21 protein-coding genes and 1 pseudogene are annotated in these 23,141 nt (G+C 60.2%); 11 read left to right on the top strand and 11 right to left on the bottom strand.

Features of this window, described 5'->3' with window-relative positions:
- Window positions 1-8: 8 nt before the first annotated feature.
- The 8 genes and pseudogenes from J5Y17_RS14075 to J5Y17_RS14040 form a co-directional block, all read right to left on the bottom strand.
- Window positions 9-1,253: pseudogene (locus J5Y17_RS14075) on the bottom strand (NAD(P)/FAD-dependent oxidoreductase); the annotation flags it as partial.
- Complete coding sequence (locus J5Y17_RS14070) at window positions 1,253-1,681, bottom strand: globin family protein (RefSeq protein WP_219785880.1); 429 nt, start codon at window positions 1,679-1,681, stop codon at window positions 1,253-1,255. The pseudogene J5Y17_RS14075 and the gene J5Y17_RS14070, both read right to left, overlap by 1 nt.
- A 5-nt stretch (window positions 1,682-1,686) precedes the next feature.
- Window positions 1,687-3,372 carry an ABC transporter ATP-binding protein gene (locus tag J5Y17_RS14065; RefSeq protein WP_219785879.1) on the bottom strand — a complete coding sequence of 562 codons (1,686 nt, stop codon included), beginning with the start codon at window positions 3,370-3,372 and terminating at the stop codon, window positions 1,687-1,689.
- A gap of 5 nt (window positions 3,373-3,377) precedes the next feature.
- Window positions 3,378-4,472, bottom strand: coding sequence for an ABC transporter permease (locus J5Y17_RS14060; protein ID WP_219785878.1), 1,095 nt, complete (start codon window positions 4,470-4,472; stop codon window positions 3,378-3,380).
- 82 nt (window positions 4,473-4,554) lie between these two features.
- Complete coding sequence (locus J5Y17_RS14055; RefSeq protein WP_219785877.1) at window positions 4,555-5,922, bottom strand: CmpA/NrtA family ABC transporter substrate-binding protein; 1,368 nt, start codon at window positions 5,920-5,922, stop codon at window positions 4,555-4,557.
- 282 nt (window positions 5,923-6,204) lie between these two features.
- Window positions 6,205-7,380 carry a CmpA/NrtA family ABC transporter substrate-binding protein gene (locus J5Y17_RS14050; protein WP_219785876.1) on the bottom strand — a complete coding sequence of 392 codons (1,176 nt, stop codon included), beginning with the start codon at window positions 7,378-7,380 and terminating at the stop codon, window positions 6,205-6,207.
- Complete coding sequence (locus tag J5Y17_RS14045) at window positions 7,377-7,961, bottom strand: ANTAR domain-containing response regulator (protein WP_219785875.1); 585 nt, start codon at window positions 7,959-7,961, stop codon at window positions 7,377-7,379. Before J5Y17_RS14045 ends, J5Y17_RS14050 begins: the two co-directional genes overlap by 4 nt.
- A 112-nt stretch (window positions 7,962-8,073) precedes the next feature.
- Window positions 8,074-8,571 carry a DUF2478 domain-containing protein gene (locus J5Y17_RS14040; RefSeq protein WP_219785874.1) on the bottom strand — a complete coding sequence of 166 codons (498 nt, stop codon included), beginning with the start codon at window positions 8,569-8,571 and terminating at the stop codon, window positions 8,074-8,076.
- A gap of 80 nt (window positions 8,572-8,651) precedes the next feature.
- Between J5Y17_RS14040 and mobA the strand changes: the two genes are divergently transcribed.
- Entirely contained in the window at window positions 8,652-9,287 is a 636-nt protein-coding gene (mobA, locus tag J5Y17_RS14035) for a molybdenum cofactor guanylyltransferase MobA (protein WP_219785873.1), read from the top strand.
- Here the strand turns inward: mobA and J5Y17_RS14030 are convergent.
- Both J5Y17_RS14030 and J5Y17_RS14025 read right to left on the bottom strand, forming a co-directional pair.
- Window positions 9,274-9,543: a sulfurtransferase TusA family protein gene (locus J5Y17_RS14030; protein ID WP_219785872.1), complete on the bottom strand. Its 270-nt coding sequence runs from the start codon at window positions 9,541-9,543 to the stop codon at window positions 9,274-9,276. The genes mobA and J5Y17_RS14030 overlap by 14 nt on opposite strands.
- A 21-nt stretch (window positions 9,544-9,564) precedes the next feature.
- Complete coding sequence (locus tag J5Y17_RS14025; protein WP_219785871.1) at window positions 9,565-10,500, bottom strand: isopenicillin N synthase family oxygenase; 936 nt, start codon at window positions 10,498-10,500, stop codon at window positions 9,565-9,567.
- Window positions 10,501-11,004: 504 nt separating this feature from the next.
- On the opposite strand from J5Y17_RS14025, the gene J5Y17_RS14020 reads away from it, so the two are divergent.
- The 5 genes from J5Y17_RS14020 (at window position 11,005) to J5Y17_RS14000 (ending at window position 16,499) form a co-directional block, all read left to right on the top strand.
- A complete protein-coding gene (locus J5Y17_RS14020; RefSeq protein WP_219785870.1) occupies window positions 11,005-12,309 on the top strand; it encodes an extracellular solute-binding protein in 1,305 nt (434 codons plus the stop codon).
- A gap of 69 nt (window positions 12,310-12,378) precedes the next feature.
- Entirely contained in the window at window positions 12,379-13,260 is an 882-nt protein-coding gene (locus J5Y17_RS14015; protein WP_219785869.1) for an ABC transporter permease subunit, read from the top strand.
- Window positions 13,261-13,507: 247 nt separating this feature from the next.
- Window positions 13,508-14,404 carry an ABC transporter permease subunit gene (locus tag J5Y17_RS14010; RefSeq protein WP_219785868.1) on the top strand — a complete coding sequence of 299 codons (897 nt, stop codon included), beginning with the start codon at window positions 13,508-13,510 and terminating at the stop codon, window positions 14,402-14,404.
- Between the two features lie 11 nt (window positions 14,405-14,415).
- Window positions 14,416-15,507 (top strand): ABC transporter ATP-binding protein, encoded by a 1,092-nt coding sequence (locus J5Y17_RS14005; RefSeq protein ID WP_219785867.1) that lies wholly within the window; start codon window positions 14,416-14,418, stop codon window positions 15,505-15,507.
- On the top strand, window positions 15,504-16,499 hold the full coding sequence (locus J5Y17_RS14000; protein WP_219785866.1) for an endonuclease/exonuclease/phosphatase family protein: 996 nt from the start codon (window positions 15,504-15,506) through the stop codon (window positions 16,497-16,499). Before J5Y17_RS14005 ends, J5Y17_RS14000 begins: the two co-directional genes overlap by 4 nt.
- Here J5Y17_RS14000 and J5Y17_RS13995 read toward each other — a convergent pair.
- Window positions 16,496-17,188: a TetR/AcrR family transcriptional regulator gene (locus J5Y17_RS13995; RefSeq protein ID WP_219785865.1), complete on the bottom strand. Its 693-nt coding sequence runs from the start codon at window positions 17,186-17,188 to the stop codon at window positions 16,496-16,498. The two genes, J5Y17_RS14000 and J5Y17_RS13995, sit on opposite strands and share 4 nt — an antisense overlap.
- A gap of 124 nt (window positions 17,189-17,312) precedes the next feature.
- Between J5Y17_RS13995 and J5Y17_RS13990 the strand changes: the two genes are divergently transcribed.
- The 5 genes from J5Y17_RS13990 (at window position 17,313) to J5Y17_RS13970 (ending at window position 23,126) form a co-directional block, all read left to right on the top strand.
- A complete protein-coding gene (locus tag J5Y17_RS13990) occupies window positions 17,313-18,230 on the top strand; it encodes a shikimate dehydrogenase (RefSeq protein ID WP_219785864.1) in 918 nt (305 codons plus the stop codon).
- 49 nt (window positions 18,231-18,279) lie between these two features.
- The gene (dctP, locus tag J5Y17_RS13985) at window positions 18,280-19,287 is read left to right on the top strand and encodes a TRAP transporter substrate-binding protein DctP (protein ID WP_219785863.1); all 1,008 of its coding nucleotides are present in this window, start codon (window positions 18,280-18,282) and stop codon (window positions 19,285-19,287) included.
- 81 nt (window positions 19,288-19,368) lie between these two features.
- Window positions 19,369-19,902, top strand: a complete 534-nt coding sequence (locus tag J5Y17_RS13980) for a TRAP transporter small permease (RefSeq protein ID WP_219785862.1) — start codon at window positions 19,369-19,371, stop codon at window positions 19,900-19,902.
- Window positions 19,899-21,173 carry a TRAP transporter large permease gene (locus J5Y17_RS13975; protein ID WP_219785861.1) on the top strand — a complete coding sequence of 425 codons (1,275 nt, stop codon included), beginning with the start codon at window positions 19,899-19,901 and terminating at the stop codon, window positions 21,171-21,173. The genes J5Y17_RS13980 and J5Y17_RS13975 overlap by 4 nt, the downstream gene beginning before the upstream one ends.
- 57 nt (window positions 21,174-21,230) lie before the next feature.
- Entirely contained in the window at window positions 21,231-23,126 is a 1,896-nt protein-coding gene (locus J5Y17_RS13970) for a bifunctional sugar phosphate isomerase/epimerase/4-hydroxyphenylpyruvate dioxygenase family protein (protein WP_219785860.1), read from the top strand.
- Window positions 23,127-23,141 lie beyond the last annotated feature (15 nt).

Below are 23,141 nucleotides of genomic sequence, written 5' to 3'. Positions count from 1 at the left end.
ATCGCCTCCAGAAGAACCGGTGCCGGAATGGGGGGCGGCGGGGGCGCATCCTGATAGGCCGGACCAAAGATCATCATCTCGCGCATAGCGGAGACATCGGCGCCCTCGCGGATCAGGTTGAAAAACCACGCGCCGTCATTCGTGTCGCCATACATCACAGCGCCAATCAGCCGGTCATTCTCGATCACCAGACGTTTGTAGACGGCAGAGGGCGCGTCGGAATAGGTGATGCATTCGCGGCCCTCTCCATCGCGAAAATCCCCTGCGGAGAACAGGTCACAGCCCGTGACCTTGAGCTTGGTCGAGACCTCTTTGTTGACGTAGTGCGCAGGCTCACCACACAGGGTTTTCGCCAGCACTTTGGCCTGTTCGAACAAGGGCGCCACGAGACCGAAGAGCGCGCCGTCATGTTCGACACATTCGCCCAGCGCGAAGATGTTCGGGTCCGAGGTCAGAAGTTGGTCATCGACGATCACGCCCCGGCCCGTCTCAATCCCGGCCGCTTGCGCCAATGTGATCGAGGGCCGAATGCCCACGGCCATGACCAGCAAATCGCAGTGGAGCCTCCGCCCATCTTCAAGCAAAAGAGCTGAAACGCGCCCGTCGTCACCCGCGATGATTTCTTTCGAATTGGCGCTGCAAACTACCTCAATTCCGCGCGCTTCCAGTGCCCGCCGCAAAAGCCCCGCCGCCTCGCAATCCAACTGGCGGTCCATCAGGTGGCCGTTGAGATGCACCACCGTGACGTGGACCCCGCGCGCAGCCATCCCCGCCGCCGCCTCCAAGCCCAAAAGGCCGCCACCGATCACTACGGCCCGCGTTCCGGGTGTGTCGCCCAGACGCATCATCTCTTCGGTGTCTTCAAGGTCACGATAGGCGATCACCCCCGGCAGGTCATGACCTGGAAGCGGCACGATGAAGGGGGTCGAACCGGTGGCGATGACCAACTTGTCGTAGGGCACTTCGCCCTTCTCACCGATGACAACCTTACGATCACGGTCGATGCCATGCACCCATTCGCCAAAACGACAGGTCACATCGTTCTTGGCATACCAGGCGTCATCATGGGTGACGATCTCGGCGTAGCATTTCTCACCGGCCAGCACCGGAGACAGCATCAAGCGGTCATAGGTGCCGCGCGGCTCGGCGTTGAACAGCGTGATGTCGAAGGCATCCGGCGCCTCTCCGGTCAGATGATCGAGAAGCCGCCCAGAGGCCATCCCCGCCCCGACGATGACAAGCCGTTCCACCATCAGGCGCCCTCCCCCTCATCGGTCGCATAGGCTGCCGAAATCATCACGGCCGAGAGCGCAGCATAGGCGGTGGTCCAGGCCTCACGCACATCCGGCGTGAAGTCCGGCCCCAGCCCCTGTTCGAGCGTCCGAAGCAAAGAGGCGCCCACCGCATCATAATGTGCGGGTGTAACGCCATAGGCGACATGCTTGCGCGCCAGATCTTCGACCACCGGAAGGATCGCTCCCAGATCGCTCAGCCCGCGCACCACCACGCCCAGAGTGGCCATGAGTTTCATACCCTGCGCGTTGATGTCACCCTTGAACAAGGGACGGACCTCGGGCGCGGAGGTGAAGAGATCGGCATAGAACAGCTCGCCTGCAGTCTCCGAGATGGGTCGGATCTTGGCGAAACTGTCCTGCACGAGGGCGATGGTGAGGCTGTCCATATCTTTTACTCCGCCGCGATGGCTTTCGGCTCAGGCTTTTTTGCCTTGGGCTTGGCGCCGTGTTCGTATTCCTCGAGGAAATCGAGCACTTCCTGACGATATGTGTAGTAGTCCGGGTGCTCCAAAAGCGCCTTGCGGGTGCGCGGACGCGGCAGGTTCACTTCGGTGATCTTGCCGATCGTGGCCTGCGGGCCGTTGGTCATCATCACCACCCGGTCGGCCAGAAGGATGGCTTCATCCACGTCATGCGTCACACAGATGGCCGTCACTTTCGTGCGTTCCCAAACCTCCATCAGAACCTCTTGGAGCTCCCAGCGCGTGAGGCTGTCGAGCATGCCGAAGGGTTCATCCAAAAGCAGAAGTTTCGGAGAGAGCGCAAAGGCGCGGGCGATGCCCACACGTTGCCTCATACCGTTGGACATCTCCGACGCGGGCTTGTCCATAGAGTCAGCGAGACCGACCCTTTCAAGATAATATTCAACGACATCCTGCCGTTCGGGCTGCGAGGCGGTGGGGTAAACTCTGTCGACACCAATGGACACGTTCTCCTTTGCTGTGAGCCAGGGAAACAGGTTCGGCGATTGGAAGACTACGGCGCGCTCCGGGTCGGCACCGCGCACCTCGAAGCCGTCGAGTTTGATCGCGCCTTTCGAGATGTCGTTGAGACCGGCAGCCATAGTGAGAACCGTGGATTTGCCACAGCCCGAATGCCCAATGAGCGAAATGAATTCGCCGCGGTTGAGTTTCAGGTTGAAATCCTCGACCACCGTGAGCGGGCCTTTCGGCGTTGGGTAGACTTTGTGAAGGCCTTCGAAGCTCAGGAAACGGTTGTCGATCAGGCCTTCCTGCGCCTTGGTCACGGCCTTCGGCACTTGGTGAATTGCGGTGACGTTGGGCAAAAGCTTGCTGCCCTCGGCCTTCGCCTCGATCCCCACATCCATGAGGTAAGTCGTGACCTCAGCGCGCAGTTTGTGGAAGGTCTCGTCATGGTTCATCTCGCCGCGTTCACGCGGACGCGGAATGGTGACTTTGAATTCTTCGCCAAGACTACCATCGGGATTGAGCGCTATGATGCGGTCGGCCAAAAGAATGGCCTCGTCCACATCGTTGGTGATCAGCACACAGGTCTTTTTGTCAGCCTCCCAGATGTGTTCGATCTCATCGGCAAGGTTCGCCCGCGTCAGCGCATCGAGCGCCGAGAGCGGCTCGTCCAGAAGCAACACTTCCGGGTTCATCGCCAGAGCCCGCGCCACGTTCACACGCTGGCGCATCCCGCCCGAAAGCTCCGCCGGACGACGGGTTTTCGCATGGCTCAGCCCCACCATTTTGACGAAATGATCGACCTTTTCCTGCTTCTCCGCTTTGGGCAGATCGGGAAAGATCGTGTCCACCGCCAGAGCGACGTTCTGATCCACCGTCAGCCAGGGCATCAGCGAATAGTTCTGAAAGATCACACCGCGCTCCGGACCGGGCCCCGTGATGTCTTTGCCCTTGAACGTGACCTTGCCGGAGGACGGCATCTCAAGCCCCGCCATCAGGTTGATCAGCGTCGTCTTGCCAGTGCCGGAAAAGCCCAGAAGGACAAGGAACTCGCCCTCCTGCACATCGAGGTTGATGTTTTTCAGAACTTCAGTGCGGTGCAGACCCTCACCGAAGCCTTTGGACACATTGTCAAACGTCAGAATACCCATGGCGATCACCGGTTGTTCGTGAAGGTGAAGAGGGATTGCAGCGCGAACATCACACGGTCCAGAAGGAAGCCGATAATCCCGATGGTCAGCACGGCGACGATGATTTTCGCGAGCGATTGCGAGGAGCCGTTCTGGAACTCGTCCCAGACGAATTTGCCGAGACCGGGGTTCTGCGCCAGCATTTCAGCGGCGATCAGCACCATCCAGCCCACACCGAGGGACAGGCGCAGACCGGTGAAGATCAGCGGCAGGGCGGAGGGCAGGACAAGTTTCGTGATCTTCTGCCATGTGCCCATTTTCAGCACTTTGGAGACCGACACGAGGTCCTTGTCGATGGAGGCCACACCTAAAGAGGTGTTGATCAGCGTCGGCCACAGAGAGCAAAGCGTCACGGTGATGGCGGAGACGAGGAAGGACTTCGCGAAAAGCCCGTCATTCGTCGTGTAAAGCGCGGAAACCACCATGGTCACGATCGGCAACCACGCCAGCGGTGACACGGGTTTGAAGATTTGCACCAGCGGGTTGATCGCGGCATTGGCATAGGGCGACAGACCGGCGAGGATGCCCAGCGGGATCGCGATGGCCGAGCCGATCAGGAAGCCGAAGAACACGGTTTTGATCGAGGTCCAGATTTGTTCATAGTAAGACGGCGAACCGGTGTAGGGAATGTCCTTCACCTTTTCGGGCTGACCGTTGGCGATGAAACGTTCATTGCGTGCATCGACGCGCTCGATAAAGGCGGCCTTTTTCTCGGCCTTGGCGATGGCGTCCTGATGCAGGTTCACCGCCTCATCCCAAACAGCCGCAGGACCGGGGATCGCGCCCAGAGAGGTCTGCACCTTCGGCGCCAATGTTCCCCAGAGCATCAGGAACCCGACGATGGCCAGTACCGGCACACCGAGGAGTTTCCAGATCTCCTTGCCCTGCGCCTTCGGGTTGTCACCCGCGAGCGCTTTCAAGACAGGCGTCATCCATGACAGGCCCAGAACCTGAAACCAGGCGTCGGCCTTGTTGATACGGGTGAAAAGTTTCGCGCGACGGGCCGCACGAGCTTTCGCTGTGGCCTCGGCGTCAAGCGCTTGGGGGTCGATAGCAGTCATTGCGGCGTCCTCACGAGAGACAAGAGAGTTTGATTTGGGGTGGTTGGGGCGCGCTCAGGAAGCGGCGCGCCCCCAGGGGAATTTAGCCCTTAACTTCGGTACCAACGACGGTCTGATCGCCTTTCAGGCCAATCGGCAGGCTGTCGAGGTAAGCGTTCGGAGCTTTGCCGTCATAGGCGATGCCGTCGATGATGTCGGCGGAGGGCGTCGGCGCTTTGTAGCCATCGCTGTCCCAAGGGAAGTCGGCTTCGTTGGCGAGACCTTCGTCGACCAAAAGACGGGCCGCTTCGAGGTAGATCTCCGGCTTGTAGACGGATTTCGCGACCTCATCATACCAGCTGTCCGGCTTGGCCTCGGAAATCTGGCCCCAACGACGCATCTGGGTCAGATACCATACGGCATCGGAATAGAACGGATAAGTCGCGTTATAGCGGAAGAACACGTTGAAGTCCGGCACCTCACGCACATCGCCCGGTTCATATTCGAAGGTGCCGGTCATGGAGGCGGCAATCACCTCCTGGTCGGCGCCGACGTAATCGGGACGCGACAGGATTTCCACGGCCTCTTCGCGGTTGGCGTTGTCATTCTCATCAAGCCACATGGCCGCACGAATGAGCGCCTTGGTCACGGCGAGCGTGGTGTTCGGGTACTCTTCGGCAAACTCTGCGGTGATGCCGAAGACCTTCTCCGGGTTGTTCTTCCAAAGCTCGTAGTCGGTGATCACTGGCACGCCGATTCCTTTGGCGACGGCCTGCTGGTTCCACGGCTCACCGACGCAGTAGCCGTAGATCGTGCCTGCCTCCAAGGTGGCGGGCATCTGCGGCGGGGGTGTCACGGAGAGGAACACGTCAGCACCAATCTGGCCGGTGATGTTCTCGGGGGAGTAGTAGCCCGGATGCAGACCACCCGCGGCCAGCCAGTAGCGCAACTCGTAGTTATGCGTGGACACCGGGAAAACCATACCCATGTTGAAGGGCTTGCCTTCGGATTTGTATTTCTCGACGACCGGCGCCAGAGCGGAGGCCGAAATCGGGTGCTGGACTTTGCCGTCCGCATCCACCGGAATGTTCGGCTTCATCTCTTCCCAGACCTCGTTGGAGACGGTGATGCCGTTGCCGTTCAGATCCATCGAAAAGGGCGTGATGATATGCGCCTCGGTGCCAAAACCGATGGTCGCGGCCAGCGGCTGACCGGCGAGCATATGCGCCCCATCCAGCGTGCCGTCGATCACGCCATCCAGAAGCACTTTCCAGTTGGCTTGGGCTTCGAGCGTGACAAAGAGACCTTCGTCGTCAAAGAAACCCTGTTCATAAGCCACCGCGAGCGGCGCCATGTCGGTCAGTTTGATGAACCCGAAGGTCAGTTCGTCTTTTTCCAGATCGAGCATTTCTGCCCAGGCACCCGTGGCGAGTGCGGTCGTGGCTGCGAGGCCGAGGAGAAGGTTCTTCATCTATTTGTCCCTGTTGTTCCCTGTTGAGGAGAAAAAACGAAAAAAGCCGCCGATAGACCGCCTGGGAGGAGAAGGGGCGGTGTATCGAGCGGCTTTGCTCTGTTGCCCCGTTCGCCGAGGCATATGCAGACTTCCCGATCTTCGGGAAAATGTTCCGTATCGCGGCATCGTTGCCTTGCGATGCTTCCAATGTCCGCCGAAATGCTGCGCTGGCAAAGGTGATTTCGATGTCTTTCCCTCAAATCTTGCCGCAGGTGCAAAGATCAGCCTAAATTTTGCGCATCATTTCACGAAAGGATCAAAAACGCGTCCGTCGAAAAACTGGTTCTTCTCAAGAATCAGCTGCCCGACCTTCGATGCAACCGCCGTTGGCACGCTCAATCCGCCCTCTTGTTTCGAAGATGCACCAGGCAAATCGGCGGAGGTCGAATCGAGTGCTTGCCGATAGAGATCAGACCGGAACACGCCATGCGCCGCCCGCTGTGCCGCCTCGCGATCAAGCCCCGTGCGCGCCGCCAATTGCGTGCCGATCCACTCCGCCTGAGACCGCCACGGGAAACTCGCGGCACCTTTGTAGAACTCGACGAACCCCTCGACCCGACGCGCGTCGCCCTGCGCGGAAATCACCATATTGCCGGTCAGCGCGCGCTCCAGCATCTCAGACGGCAGATCGAGATACTCAGGACGGCTCAGCAGTTCAGAGGCCAGCATCGGACTGTCCGCCGTGCCCAGCCACCGCCCCGCGCGCCAGACCGCTCGGATCAGACGACCCATCAGGGCTTGTTCCTGCTCCGCCCAATCAGCGCGCACAGCCAGCACTTTTTCGGGCGCAGCCGACCAGATCGCGCAGCCCGGCAGCAACAACTCGCCCCCGCCATGTTCCACCGCCTGCGAGCCCCAAGGTTCACCAACGCAGAACGCGTCGATCTCGCCCGCTTCAATCGCGGCGCCCATCAATGGCGGCGGCACCGTACGGATATCAACGGATTGCGGCGCGGGCAGACCCAGCGCAGAGAGCCAATAATACAAAAGCTCGGCATGCATCGAAAACGGGAAAGGCACCCCGATGCGCAGACGGCCATTCGCCGCCTTGATCAAATCGCGCCCGGCTTTCTCAGCATCGTCAAACCCGAACCCGTGCCCAACATCGCGCAGCCGTGCGGCGAGATCATTCGACACACCGATGACATTGCCATTCATAGACAGGACGGAAAGCGCCGCGAATTGCACCCCAGAACCGCCCAGACCGAGCGCCGTGGCCACAGGCACCGGAGACAACATATGCGCGGCGTCCGCCCGACCAAAGGCCAGCATGTCGCGCACCGACGACCACGAGGGCGCGGGCTTGAGATCAAGCGACAGCCCTTCTTCGGCGGCAAAACCCATCTCCTGCGCCACGATCAAAGGGGCGGCGTCGATCAAGGGAATATAGCCAACGGACAGTGTGGTGGGTCTCATGACAGTAGCCCCGCCGCCGTCACCAGAGCCTGCGCCACATCGGCGACGCGTTTGCCCTGATCCATCGCAGTCTTCCGCAGGAGCGCATAGGCTTCGTCTTCACCGATGCCTTTGGCGCGCATCAACATGCCCTTGGCGCGGTCGATGACCTTGCGCTCTTCCAGCGCCTTTTTCGTCTCCGCCAGTTCCGTACGCATGCGCTGGAACATGCGAAACCGCGCGATGGCGGCGTCCATGATCGGCTTGACGCGCGGAGATTGCAGCCCGTCGACGATATAGGCCGACACGCCCGCCTCGATCGCCGCAGAGGACAGGCCTTCGTCCGAGCGGTCGACAAACATCGCAACCGGACGATCCAGCGGGCCGGAGGCCAGCGCCAGTTCTTCCATCGTGTCGCGCGACGGGTTTTCGATGTCGATCAGGACCACATCCGGATTGCGCGCCTGAATTTGACGCGCAAGGCCTGTAACTTCGGAGATGACGAAAATGTCGAAATCCCCGGCATCGCGCAGGCTGTCGACGATCAGCTGGGCGCGGGTGCGGTCGGTTTCGACGACGATGATGGAAAGAGCGGCACTCATGGCTTCAAATCGCGCCAAGCTGTGCAGGAAGTAAACGATTCCTGTCGGTAGGCGATGGCACGACTTCTCTCTCGCCTAATTCATGGACAACATCGCCCAATATTTAATCACCTCAAAGAGTCTCCAGACACCAGCCATGCAGCGCCTCAATCTCCGGCGCGAGCTCTTCGGCGAAGTCTCCAGCAAACGCCAGAAACCCGGCGATGTTTTTGGCATTGACGCCGACAATGACTGGCACGCCCTGTGACAGAGCCTCGCCGATCAGATTGCGAAAGCCGCGGCCTTCGACCTCTTGCTTGCCGAATTTGTTGATCAGAACCATCTCGGCGCCTGTATCGAGGCCCTTTTCCGTATGATGCACCGCCTGTTCCAGCCCCTCCGGATTCAGACGACAGCCCTTGGACAACGCCCCGAGGCTTTGCGAGATTTGCACCCGCTCGCCCGCAGGCAACAACTGCAGCTCCATCCGACATTTGACGTCATTGGGCAGTTCGGTGTTGATCTGAACCGCACCCGTGACACGACGCCCCTCGGCCTGCAACCGCTCCGCAAGCGCCGCAAGCAGCGCATCGACCTCTCCGCGGCCTTCCGCCATCACATATCCGAGCATGTCTTTGCCCCTTGATTTGCCTCTCCTCGGACATACAGAATGGCAGCCACGGGGGGAAGCTCATAGAGGGAGCACAGGATATGTCACTAGGTCCCAGGGTCTCTGAGGGTGTCTTTCCCGGCGTCATTCTCGCAGGCGGGCAAGGCACCCGCCTCGGCGGCGTCGACAAAGGCATGGTGGAATTGGGCGGCGCGCGTTTGATCGAGCGGATCATCGACCGGCTAGCCCCGCAATGCGCCACGTTGGCGATCAGCGCCAATGGCGACCCGAAACGCTATTCCGAATTCGGCTTTCCGATCCTGCCCGATGGCACGCCCGAGGAACAGGGGCCTTTGGCTGGCGTCTTGGCCGGGCTCGATTGGGCCGCAATGAAAGGCTTTGAGGCCATCGTCACGGTCGCGACCGACACGCCGTTTTTCCCGACCGATCTGGTGACGCGACTGGCTACGGTGTCACATCCCGAAGGCTTCGGCATCGCGGTGACCAAGGAAAAGGATGAGGTGCGCTGGCATCCGACCTTTGGACTCTGGCCGGTGACCTTGCGCCACGACCTGCGCGTCGCACTTCAGCGCAATCAACGCCGGATGCAGCAATTTGCCGAAGGCAAAGGCGCCGTGCCAGTGCTATTCGAGGCAGAGCACCCCGAGGAGCTTTTCTTCAACATCAACACGCCCGAGGATCTGGCTCGCGCCGAGAACCGGCTTATCCGCGCTTGAGAAAATAGCTTTGGCTCTCGCCATGATCCGTCATGGCGAGAAAGCTATGCCCGGCCTCCTGACAGAAATGCGGCACGTCGATCACCGCGGCAGGGTCAGAGGCCAGAAGCCGCAACACCTGCCCCGGCGCCATCGACAAAAGCCGCTTTCGCGCCTTGAGCACTGGCAACGGACAGATCAGCCCGATGGCATCTAGGGTCTCGTCCCAAGCCTCCGGGCCAATTTCCTGACTGTGCTGATCTGTCGTTTCCGTCATATTCAGAGGCTTAATCCAGCCTCAGCGCCCCTGTCCAGAGGCAAGCGGCAGATAGGTCTGCTCGAGCCGCACCCGCAGATAATCCGCCGCCCGCACCGGCGGGTATTGCGGCGCCCCCAGCCCCGGCAAAGGCGCGATCAGACTTTCGGGGTTGGGATCGAAATAAAAGGCGGCGAGCGTCCTTGGCTTCGACGGGGACAACATCCGATGGGGCGCGGCACGGTAGAGATCGTTGCTCCAGCGCATCAATTCCTCTCCCACGAGCACCGTCAAAGTGTCGGGCGTGTCCGGGATGTCATACCATCGCCCAGCGCGGTTCTGCACCTGTAGCCCCGCAACCCCATCCGACAACACAAAGGTCAGCGCGCCGTAATCAAATTGCGGCACCTCTGTCACGGGCCCCTCTGCCCATGGATCGACCGGCGTGTGAGACAGACGCAGGGTCGCAAGCGGGTCCGAGAAATGTGGTTTGAAAAAGTCTTTCGGCAGATCGAGATCACTTTCGACCGCCCGCATCAGGCCGCGCCCGAGGCCCAGCATCTCTTTGTAGTAGTCGCGCATCACATCGCGAAACTGATCGCAATCGGGCCAGACATTGAGCCCGCGAAAGGGCTCGCCGGCCAAGACACGCGGATCGTCCGGGCGCAGATCCAAACCGATGCTGAAACTTTCTTTGCGCAACGGCAGGCCATCCTGGCCGCCCGAGCGCTCCACTCCCATCCCGGCCCATCCGCGATTGCAATCGGAATGGCGAATGTCGAGCGGGGCCTTGTCGTCCTCCGGCAGAGCAAAGAACTCCTGTGCCGCGTCGATGACATCGCGCAAAAGTCCGCGCGGGATGCCGTGTTCCTTGAGTTGGAACACACCTTCACTGCGGCAGGCCTGTCCAAGTTTGGCTGAAAATCCTCCGGGATCTTTCCCGGAAATGAGATCGTGGTAGTCCAGAATTTGTATCATATCCGCACTTTCAAATGATCCGTCTGCGTCCTCCTCCCCGCAATGACCCGCAGACCGATCATCCGGTCACTTCAAGATACACAGCCGCAGAGCGCCCCGAGGCACAACCTATGGGAGAGGCGTAAAAAAATAGGGGCATGATGAAAGCGCGGGCATTTTTTTAGCGCCTTGGTCAGTTTCAATGCAGAAGGGATTTCACCAAAGCGCTTGCGGAAAATGTCCTTTCAGACCAGCGGGCGTGGGCGATGCGCGCATGAGGCGCGTCCGTGCTCTGTTTTTGCCAGCCCTAGAATTTGATCCAAACGATAAAAAACCTTCACAGAACCATCACAGAGCACGGGTAGGCGAACGTCTGTGCAAAACGGCGCGAGGGCGATGTGCTCTGCCCGCTTTGTCTCTCCCAAAGCTACCGCGGGAGAAAGGATCGCAACGCCACAGGCCCCCGCGGGCCGCGGCGTGAACCGACATAAGGCCCAGAGAGTGGGCCAAACCGGAGACAGTGTGATGAACACGATCAAATTCACGGCAGCTGCTGCCACCTTCGCCCTCGCAGGCACCGCCGCTTTCGCGGAAACCGAGATCACCTGGTGGCACGCCATGGGCGGCAACCTCGGCGAGACCGTCAACAAAATCGCCGCAGGCTTCAACGCCTCGCAGGACGAGTACAAAATCACCCCGATCTTCAAAGGCTCCTATGAGGAGACCCTGACCTCAGGCATCGCCGCCTTCCGTGCGGGCGAACAGCCGAACATCATGCAGGTGTTTGACGCCGGTTCCGCCACCGTGATCGGTGCTCAGGGCGCGACTGTTCCGGTGCAGGATCTTCTGTCCGAGAACGGCGTTGATTTCGACATCAACGACTATATCCCGGGTGTGCGTTACTTCTACGCCGACAACCAAGGCAAGATGATCGGCATGCCGTTCAACTCTTCCTCGCCGGTGATGTATTACAACGCCGACGCACTGGCCGCCGCTGGCGTCGAAGTGCCGACCACCTACGAAGAATTCGAAGCCATCGCCCCCGCGCTCAAAGAAGCCGGTTACATCCCGCTCGTGCAGACGCACCTGCCGTGGGAATTCGTCGAGAACTTCCATTCCCGTCACAACCTGCCGTTTGCGACCAACGCCAATGGTTATGACGGCGCAGAAGGCACCCAGATCCTCGTCAACTCCGACGAGATGAAAATGCACTTCACCAAGGTCAAAGAATGGCTCGACGAAGGTTACTTCGGTTTCTTCGGCACCGGCTGGGACGACAACCAAGCGCAATTCGAAGCCGGCAAAGCCGCCATGTACATCGGCTCCTCGGGTGACTTCGGTGGTCTGAGCTCGAAAGGCATGTCCTTCGAGTGGGGCTCTTCCTACCTCCCCTACTGGGCATCGATCACTGAAGAGGGCTACCAGACCTTCATCGGCGGCGCGTCGCTCTTCGCTATGGCTGGCAAATCCGCAGAAGAAAACAAGGCCACGGCCGAATTCTTCCGCTACCTGACCTCGCCGGAAGTTCAATACATGTGGCACCGTGAAACCGGTTACGTTCCGGTCACCACCGCCGCTTACGAGCTTGCCAAAGCAGATGGTCACTACGACCGTTTCCCGGCCGCTGAAACCGGCCCGAAACAGCTGATGCTCGCCGCTGGTGAAAACACCCGTGGCTACCGCATGGGCTTCTACGTCCAGATCCGTGACGTGGAAAACCGCGAGCTGTCCCGTGTGCTCTCCGGCGAGACCACCGTCGAGGACGCTCTGGCCACGATCGAAGAAGAAGGCAACGAACTTCTCGCCCGTTTCGCCAAGACCCAAGGCTAAATCCGGTCTTCAAGACATCTCTGGCGGCCGCGTCTTCGCGGCCGTCAGGCTTTTGCGAAAGGTCCCCCCATGAAACGCGCAGGCTTTGCCTCCCGCTGGTTGCCAATCCTTCTACTGGTGCCGCAGCTCTCGATCATCCTCGTCTTTTTCTATTGGCCCGCCGCCTATGCGGTAAAATCTTCCTTCTACCTGCAAGACCCGTTCGGCTTTGGCCAAACTTTCGTCGGGCTGGAGAATTACGCCTCGCTGTCCAATTCGGCCGAGTATTTCAAAGTCACGAATTTCACCGTGATCTTCACCGTGTTGGTGACCTTCTTCTCGCTGGCGCTGGCGCTTTTGTTGGCGGTAAAGGCGGATAAGGTGATCCGGGGCGCCAAGACCTATCGCACGCTCCTCATGTGGGTCTACGCGGTGGCACCGCCGGTCGCGGGCTTTGTGGGACTTTTGCTCTTTAACCAGCGCTGGGGACCGCTCACCGAATTTTTCGGCAGCCTCGGCTGGGACTTCAACCTGCGGGCGGATTATTTCGACACGGCCTTTGCCATGGTCGTGGTCTCCGTCTGGAAACAGGTGCCGGTGAACTTCATCTTTTTCCTCTCCGGGCTTCAGAGCATCCCGAAGTCCGTGCGCGAAGCGGCATTGATCGACAACCGCTCGGCCTCTGGCCGGTTCTGGGACGTGACTTTCCCCTTACTCGCGCCCACAGGGTTCTTCTTGCTGATCATCAACATCACCTACGCGCTTTTCGACACCTTCGGTGTCATCGACACGCTGGTGCAAGGCGAGCCGGGCAACAACCCGATGACGCTGGTCTACAAAGTCTATGTCGATGGCTTCCGTGGCAATGACCTTGGCGGGTCTTCGGCGCAATCTGTCGTGCTGATGGTGTTGGTTCTGGCGCTGACCGTGTTCCAGTTCCGCATGGTCGAAAAACGCATTCATTATACGTGAGGGAAGGATTTGATGACCAAACGTCCTTATTCTCTCGGAGAAAAGCCGCGCACTCGCCTGACCGGGGGCTGGCGATCAACGTCTGCTACGGTGCGCTTTATACCAGCCATGTCCGTAGAACATCTGAGCGGCACATCTCCCTCACAAAATCGCCAGACCGCCGGACGGTCAGGCGAGTGCGCGGCGGCCTGCGGCCTTGATTCCGCGCCTCCTCTCCGCATGAACTCTCACGCACTGGATCACGCTCATGGCTGACATTTCCCTCTCCGCGGCGGCCCCGGTCGTCCCTCGCCGCCGCTTTCGCTGGTCCACCGTGGTGGATCACGCGATCCTCATCACCGGCGCACTTATCATGTTCCTGCCCTTGCTCATCTTGGTGCAAACCGCCTCGACGCCCGACGTCGAGACGATGAAATACGGCCCCGGCCTCTATTTCGGCGACCAGCTCGATGACAACTTCCGCAAGGCGCTGTTCGAGGCCTCGGGGTTCTCCGGCGAGAACACCGGGCTTGCGATGTTCAAGAACTCGATGATCCTCGGGCTTGGCTTTGCTTTCGGCAAAATCATCATCGGCATGATGGCCGCCTATGCCATCGTCTACTTCCGCCTGCGCTTCGCCACTTTTGCCTTCTGGCTGATCTTCACCACGCTCTTGTTGCCGCTCGAAGTGCGCATCCTGCCGTCCTATGAGATCACACAGAAACTGGGCCTGTTGAACACCTACACCGGCCTGATCGTCCCGCTCATTGCCTCCGCCACCGCGACGTTCTTTTTCCGCCAGTTCTTCCGCTCCGTGCCCGAAGAGCTGGTCGAAGCCGCTCGCATCGACGGCGCAGGTCCGGTGAAATTCTTCATCGACATCCTCGTGCCGCTCTCGCAGACCATGATCGCCGCGATGTTCATCATCATGTTCGTTTACGGCTGGAACCAATATCTCTGGCCCACGATGGTGACCACCGAAGAGGGTATGTACACCCTCGTGCGCGGCATCAAACAGATCGTTCAGGTGCTGCAAGGCGGCAATGAAATCCCCGAATACGGACGCGCGAATGTGCTGGCGATCATCGCCGTTTTGCCGCCCGTCGCCATCGTCATTTTCTTCCAGAGCTGGTTCGTCAAGGGCCTCACGGAATCCGACAAATAAGGACAACATCAATGGCTCAGGTCACTTTGGACTCCGTCCGCAAAATCTACCCGAACGGCGTCGAGGCCGTCACCCCCGCAAGCTTTCAGATCAAGGACGGCGAATTCGTCGTTCTGGTCGGCCCCTCGGGTTGCGGCAAATCCACGCTCCTGCGCATGATCGCAGGGCTAGAGGACATCACCGAGGGCGCGCTCTGCATCGGCGACAACGTGGTCAACACGCTCGACCCCGCGGATCGCGACATCGCCATGGTCTTTCAAAACTACGCGCTCTACCCGCATATGACGGTGCGCAAAAACATCGCCTACGGCCTCAAAAACCGCAAAACGCCAAAAGACGTCATCGCGCAAAAGGTCGATGAGGCCGCGAAGATGCTCAACCTCACCGACTATCTCGATCGCAAACCGGCGCAGCTTTCCGGTGGTCAGCGTCAGCGCGTCGCCATGGGCCGCGCCATCGTGCGCGACCCGGCGCTGTTCCTCTTCGATGAGCCTTTGTCGAATTTGGACGCAAAACTCCGCAACCAGATGCGGATCGAGATCAAAGCGCTTCAGCGTCGCCTTGGCGTGACCTCGATCTACGTCACCCACGATCAGGTCGAAGCCATGACCATGGCCGACCGCATCATCGTATTGAACGGCGGCAGGATCGAACAGATCGGCACGCCCTCGGAGATTTACCACAACCCGGCCTCGACCTTTGTCGCCTCCTTCATGGGCGCGCCGCCGATGAACCTCGTAGGCGCCGAAATGCAGGACGGGACCCTCAGCTTTGCCGGACTGGAGCTGCCGCTGGCCTCGTCGATGCGCGGCCCGGTGACGCTGGGCCTGCGGCCCGAGGATTTGATCATCGACAGCCACGGCCCGCTGGCGATGGAGGTCGAATTGATCGAAGAACTGGGCGCGCATCGTCTGTTGCACGGCCAGGTCGACGGGCAGCGCCTCACCGTGCATCTCGCCAAAGAAGAACAGGTCGCGCTTGGCCCCCTGCGCCTGTCGTGTCGGGTGCAAAACCTCTGCCTGTTCCACCCCGAAACAGGTCAGCGTATGGACGGCGGCTTTGCCTTCAACCCTGCGCAAACACGTACGGAAGAACGCGTATGATCTCGCTCCTCGACACCCTGCCCCCGGTCACAGACAGCCAGCGCAATACGCTGTTGTCCGCGCCCCGCACGGCAGACGCGCACCGCGCCATGATGGCGGATGTGCTGGCGATGAATGCCGTGCAAATCGGCGGCACGGCAACGCAGAAGACCCTGCCCTCTGAGATCACCGTGGCCGCATGGAATGTCGAACGGTGTCTCTTTCCGGCGGCCACCGCCGCGCATCTGATGCCCCTTGCGCCCGATGTGGTGCTTCTCTCCGAAGTCGATCACGGCATGGCCCGCACCGGCCAGCGCCACACCACCGAAGAGGTCGCCGCAGCGCTTGGTATGAGTTATGCCTATGGTGTCGAATTCTTTGAAATAGGGCTCGGTGGACCGACCGAACGGCATTTCTGCAAAGATAATGCCAACGCACTCGGCTGGCACGGCAATGCGGTGCTGTCCAAGGTGCCACTCTCCAAAGGAACGCTCATTCGTCTCGACGATCACGGCCACTGGTTCTCTGAAGAGAGCGGCGCTGACCCGGAACAGCCGCGCCTTGGCGGGCGGATGGCGATTGCCGCTGTGCTGCCCACCGATGCAGGAGAGATTTGCGTCGTCTCCACCCATCTGGAAAGCAACTCCGGCGCCGCGCATCGGCTCGCCCAATTCGAAATTCTGCTCGACGCGATCGATGAGTTTGCGCCAGGGATGCCCGTGTTGATCGGCGGCGATCTCAACACTGGCAACCACATCCCGCCCAACTTTGACCATCGCGACGAAACGCTGTTCGAGCTGGGTGAGGCGCGGGGTTATGATTGGGGCTTCACGGCCGAGGGCATGACCACGCGTCCGTCTTTGATCACACCGCATCCTGAGCGGGTGATGAAACTCGACTGGATCGCAGCACGTGACATGCGATGCCTCGATAAAGGCGTGTTGTCATCTTTGGACGCCAACGACCGCCCGCTCGCGGATCACGATTGCGTCTGGGCACGGGTCGCGTTTTAGACGCGATCCGTCCGCATCACCGAGCTCGAAATGCTCTGCACAACCTGTTCGCGCAGCATCAGCTGCGCGTCCTCGGCAAAAAGATCGTCGCCGAAGTTCATCGAAAACGTTGCCCGGTTCGAGACGTTGAAAAAGCTCATCGCCGAGATTTGCCAGTGGATCACCAAGGGCGAGACATCTTCGCGAAACAGCCCGGCCTCGATGCCTCGGCGACAAATTCGGTCCAGCTGATCAATCGCTGCGATGTTGGTCGTCGCCAGCGTTTGAATGCGGGACATGTGATTGCCGTCGTGGATGTTTTCGATCATCACGAGACGAATGAAATCCGGGTTGTGTCGGTGGTGATCGAAGGTGAACTCCACCACTTTGCGCAGCGCCTCATCCGGCGGCAGGTGACGAATGTCGAGATTGGCCTCGGCCTCACGGACCTCGCGGTATGCTTGATCCAACACGGCGAGATAGAGGCTCTCCTTGTCGCCGAAATAGTAGAAAATCATCCGTTTTGAGGTCTGGGTGCGCTCCACGATGGCGCTGATCCGCGCGCCCGACAGCCCGTGTGCTGCAAACTCTGCACGCGCCGCGTTGAGAATGTCCGCCTTCACAGTTTCCGGGTCCTGTTTCCAAGACCGCCCCTGTGACCGCCCTTGAGCGCGAGCCTGCGTTGGTTTGTTTTTTATTTCATTGGCCATATTCGGCGTCCTCCGTCTCGGAAATGTTGCACATTTAACCGCGGGGTTCAATTGTCTTGACGTAATTAACCGAGTGGTTCATTGTAACTGTAACGAATCGTCAAAACCGCCTGGGAGGAGCGTCTTGACCACGCCAAACGCACCAAAAGACGTCACCAAGGACTCTGTCCTCACCGGCCTGATCGGTCGCGGCATCGCCTTGTCGCGCACGCCCGCCATGCACATGGCCGAGGCTCGTGCCCAAGGCATCAACGGCGTTTACCGCATTCTCGACATGGACGCGCCGGAGCGCGCGAACACCTCTCTCAAAGAGCTGATCGAGCAGGCTGAAATCCTTGGCTATGACGGGTTCAACGTCACCTACCCCTATAAGATCGAGGTCATCGAGCATCTCGACGAACTTTCCGACAACGCCCGCGCTGTGGGCGCCGTGAACACGGTAGTTTTGAAGGACGGCAAGCGGTACGGGCACAACACCGATCTTTGGGGCTTTGCCGAGAGCTTTCGCCGTGGCCTGCCCGACGCCAAACGCGATCATGCGCTTTTGATTGGCGCAGGTGGGGCCGGCGTGGCCGTGGCGCATGCTCTGGTGGATTGCGGTGTGAAAGTGCTTTCGATCACCGACACCGATCCGGCGCGCGCAGAAAGCCTTGCTGCTCAGGTCCGCGCCAACCGCCCGAACTGCACAACCCGCGCCGTGACCGATGTGGCCGCCCTTGTGAACGAAGATCGCACAGAAGATCGCCTTGACGGCATCATCAACGCCACGCCTGTGGGGATGGCGAAACTGCCCGGCACCTCTTTTCCGGTCGACCTGATTGACCCGGTGATGTGGGTCGCTGACATCGTCTACTTCCCGCTGGAAACCGAATTGCTGAGCGCCGCGCGCGCCAAGGGCTGCGCCGTATTGCCCGGCTCCGGCATGGCGGTGTTTCAGGCGGTTCGCGCCTTTGAACTGTTCACCGGCTTGCCCGCCAGCCCAGAGCGGATGAAAGCCCGTTTCGATGCCTTTGACGAGGTCCCGCAAGCGCAGGCGAGCTAACGTCACGCACACGACAAGACACGAAAGATACGCAAATGGGAGGAACACTATGCGTTTTGAACTGAAAACCCTCACCGCCGCCGCGGCGCTCACGCTCGGCATGGGTGCCATGGCCAGCGCGGAAACCATCCGCATCGCCCACGTCGACCCGGACGAATGGACCGGCTCGAAAAAAGGTGCTGCTGCCCAGATTTTCAAGAACATCGTCGAAGGTGAGACCGATCTCGAGGTCGAGATCTTCCCGGCCGGTGCCCTTGGCAACGAAGATGAGCTGATCGGCCAGGCCCAAGAAGGTCTGTTGCAGATGGCCATCGTCTCCGGCGCCATGTCGAAAGCCTGCCCGGCGGCCTCCGTTCTCGACATCCCCTACACCTTTGCGTCTGCGACCGTGGCTTGGGACGTGCTCGACGGCGAGTTCGGCGACAGCCTTGCCCAGCACTGCCTCGACCAAACCGGCCTGCGCACGCTGGCTTACGGTGAGACCGGTTTCCGCAACTTCACCAACGGCACCCGCGAAATCCGTAGCCCCGAGGATATGGAAGGCCTGAAATTCCGCGTTCAGCCGATCCCGCTTTACGTCGAAATGGTCAAAGGTCTGGGCGGCGAGCCGACCCCGATCGCATGGACCGAACTGCCGAACGCGCTCTCCACGGGTGTGGTTGACGGTCAGGAAAACCCGGTCGGCGTGATCTACAACAACGGCCTGCACAAGCTGCAGAAATACATGACGCTTGACGGCCACGTCTACGCCGCCGACTTCATCGTGATCGACGACGCATTCTTTGGCGATCTGTCCGCGTCCGAGCAGGAAGTCGTCGCGAAAGCCGCGCGCATCGCGGGCAACATGGGCCGCTCGATCCAACAGTGGAACACCGCAGAAGGCGTCAAGAAGGTTCAGGAAGAAGGCATGGAAGTCTACTCCCCGACCTCCGATGAGATCGCCGCTTTCGCCGAGAAAGCACAGCCCGCTGTGGTCGAATACCTCCGTGGCGAGTTGGGCGACGATGCCGTCTGGATCGACAACCTGCAGGCCGCCGTGGCCGCCGCGTCTGAGTGATCCGTCACTCAGAACACGACACGTAACTGACGGCGGACCGGCGCAAAATGTGCCGGTCCAACGCCGTAAAGAGGGGGCTCCATGCACCGTTTCAACGCCATTCTCAGACGGGTTTTCGCCTTTGGCTCCGGCCTGTCCATGGCGCTCGTCTTTGCGATCATCTTCGTGAACTCGCTGCGCCGCTACATCGTCGGGCAATCCGTGCCTTGGGGCGAGGAGCTTCCGATCTACCTGACCGTTTACGGCGTGATGTTCGGCGTGGCCTGGGCCTATAGCGTCGACCAGCACATCCGCTTCACGATCCTTGTCGACATGATCAAACGTCGGACCCGCGAAAAGCTTTATCTCGCGGTGGATGTGGTCACCATGATCTCCGGGCTTTGCCTCGCTTACTCCGGGCATATGTTCGCGATGCGTCGCGGAAATCTGGCCTCGTCTGGTCTCAAGTCCACCGCCGACAGCCTTGCGCAATCCACCGGCATCGAGGCGCTCACCTGGATCGGCAAAGTCGGAACCTGGCAATATGCCATGGCCATCGGCGGCGTGCTTTTGGCGCTTGCGGCCTTTGGGAAATTTTTTGAGCGTTATGACGCTTTGAAAGGAGGGCAGCGATGATTTACGCCGTTCTGATCCTTGCGCTGATCGCCGGTGTGCCGATCGCCTTCTCGATCCTCGCCGCGCTGTTTTCCTTTATGGCGACGCAGGACAACCCCTATGTCATGCGCATCGTCGCCACCGAGATGTTCAGAAGCCTGAACTCTTTCCCGCTTCTCGCCATCCCGCTCTTTGTGCTTGCGGGCGAGATGATGAACGAGAGCGGCATTACCGGCCGTATCATCGCCTTTGCCAACGTCCTCGTCGGGCGGATGCGCGCGGGTCTGGCGCTCGTGAACATCTGGGCCTCTGTGATCTTTGCCGGGCTGTCCGGCTCTGCCGTGGCCGACACCTCCGCCATCGGGCGCGTGTTCATCCCCGAGATGGAGAAACACGGCTACAAACGCGATTTCGCCGCCGCCCTGACCGCCGCCTCTTCGGTGATCGGGCCGATCATTCCGCCCTCGATCCCGGTGATCATCTATGCGCTGATCGTCTCCGGCGTTTCTGTGCCCGCGCTCTTCATGGCGGGTGTGATCCCCGGCATCCTTCTGGCCGTGTTCCTCTCGGCGTATGTGATGCTGACGGTCAAAATCGACCACGGCGATCAAACCAGCGATCTGGTGGCACAACCTGCGGGTCAGGCCCTGATGGGCGGCATCTTGCCGCTGTTGATGCCGGTCTTTGTGGTGGGGTCCATCCTCTTGGGCATCGTGACGCCCACTGAAGCCGCCAGCTTTGCGGTTGCCTATGCGCTGTTCCTCGGTCTCTTCGTTTACCGCAAGATCAAGCTCAACCGCCTGCCGACGATCTTTGCCGCCGCCATGCGCGACAGCGCTGTGATCCTTGTGATCATCTCTGCCGTCGGTGCGGGCAACTGGCTTTTGACCTACAACCGCGTGCCGAACATGCTCACCGATTGGGTGCTGTCGAACGTTGACGGTCAGACCGCCTTCCTGATCGCCGTGATCCTGTTGTTCCTCTTCGTGGGTCTCTTCCTCGAAGGCATCGCGGCCATGTTGGTCCTCGTGCCGATCCTGCATCCGATTGCCGTCAGCCTCGGCATCGACCCGGTGCATTTCGGCATTCTCGTGATCTTCAACCTGATGATCGGCCTGATCACCCCACCTCTGGGCCTCTGTCTCTTCGTCGCCGAAGGGGTGGCGCAGGTCGGGATGGCCAAGATCACGCGCGCGATCTTGCCATTCTTTTTGGTCGAGGTGCTGGTGCTCCTGATCCTCACCTTCGTGCCGCAAACGGTGACCTGGCTGCCGACCGTGCTCGGCTATTGATAAAACCGCCCCATGCCTGACGTAGGCGTGGGGTCATCCTCATAGGAGTTCCCCGCGATGAAGACCTCGATTGCCACCGTCTCGATTTCCGGCAACTTCCGGGAAAAACTCGATGCCATCGCCAAGGCGGGCTATGACGGCATCGAGATTTTCGAACAGGATTTCATCGCCCATGACGGCGGCCCGCGCGAAGTGGCGCGGATGGTGCGCGATCACGGCCTCGACATCCCGCTGTTCCAGCCGTTTCGCGATTTCGAATGCCTGCCGGAGCCGCTTCGGTCCAAGGCCTTTGATCGCGCGAAACGCAAATTCGACGTGATGAACGAGCTGGGCACAGATCTTATCCTGTTCTGTTCCTCCTGCCACCCTGCCAGCCTCGGCGGCATCGACCGCGCGGCGGATGATTTCGCGGAGCTGGGCGAAGTGGCCAAAGCGCATGGCGTCCGTGTCGGTTACGAGGCGCTCGCCTGGGGGCGGCATATCAACGACCACCGCGACGCTTGGGAAATCGTGCGCCGCGCCGATCACGACAACATCGGCCTGATCGTCGACAGTTTCCATACGCTCGGGCGCAAGCTCGATCCGAACTCGATCCGCTCCATCCCCGGTGACAAGATTTTCTTTGTGCAACTGGCCGACGCGCCCCTCATCGACATGGACCTGCTCTATTGGTCGCGCCACTTCCGGAACATGCCGGGCGAGGGCGATCTCGATGTCACGGGCTTCATGCGTGCGGTCATGGCGTCGGGCTATGCCGGGCCGATCAGCCTTGAGATTTTCAACGATCAGTTCCGCGGCGGCAATCCTTTGACCATCGCGCAGGACGGCTATCGCTCGCTGATTTCGCTGATGGACGATGTGCGCACGGCGGAGCCCACGATCTTGATCGACCTGCCGCCGATCCCGCCGCGTGTCGATATCAAAGGCGTGTCCTTCATCGAATTCGCCGCCCGTGGCGAAGATGCGAAGAAGCTCTCGACACTTCTGACTTCTCTGGGCTTCGTGCACACCGGCCATCACCGCAACAAGGAAATCGGCCTCTGGCAACAGGGCGACATTCGCATCGTGCTCAACTCCGAAGACAGTGGCCACGCCGCCCATGTATGGAACGCGCGGGGGCTCAGTGTCTGTGACATCGGGCTCAAAGTCGGCTCGGCCAAGGACACCGTTGCCCGCGCCACCGCATTGGGCGCCAGCCCCTTTGAACAACCCATCGGCCCCGGCGAGTTGTCGATCCCGGCCATTCGCGGACTTGAGGGCTCGGTCTTGCATTTCATCGACGAGGAAAGCGGGCTGTCGCGGGTTTGGGACGTGGAATTCGTGGCGACTGGCGAGGCAGCAACCGCCGACGCCGGTCTCAAACGCATCGACCACATCGCCCAGACCATGAGCTACGACAATATGCTCAGCTGGACCCTATTCTACACTGCGCTTTTCGACATGGACAAATCGCCGATGGTCGATGTGATCGACCCGGACGGTCTGGTCCGGTCTCAGGTTGTTGAGAGCGAAGGTCGCGGGTTCTGCGTCTCGCTCAATGGCGCGGAGACGCATCGCACGCTGGCCGGGGATTTCTTGGCGCAAAGCTTTGGCGCCTCGGTGCAGCACATCGCGCTTGCGACCGATGACATTTTCGCCACGGCCGAGGCGTTGAAAGCCTGTGGCTTCGACCCCCTGCCCCTGTCGGACAACTACTACGCCGATCTCGCGGCGCGTTTCGATCTTTCGCCCGGGCTTTTGGAACGTTTGAAAGCCGCCAATGTGTTCTACGACGAACTCAATGGCAGCCCCTTCTTCCAGCTCTATTCCCGCAGCTTCGCCGGCGGCATGTTCTTTGAGATCGTGCAGCGCGAGCCGGGCTATGGTGGCTACGGCGCGGCCAATGCGCCCTTCCGGATTGCCGCACAAAAACGTCTGGCGCGGCCAAAGGGCATGCCCGCGATGAAGGGCTGACACATTTCCAAATCC

The sequence above is a fragment of the Celeribacter sp. PS-C1 genome (genome assembly GCF_019429625.1).
In the GTDB taxonomy this organism is placed as follows: domain Bacteria; phylum Pseudomonadota; class Alphaproteobacteria; order Rhodobacterales; family Rhodobacteraceae; genus Celeribacter.
This window is presented reverse-complemented; position numbering and strand designations above follow the sequence as displayed.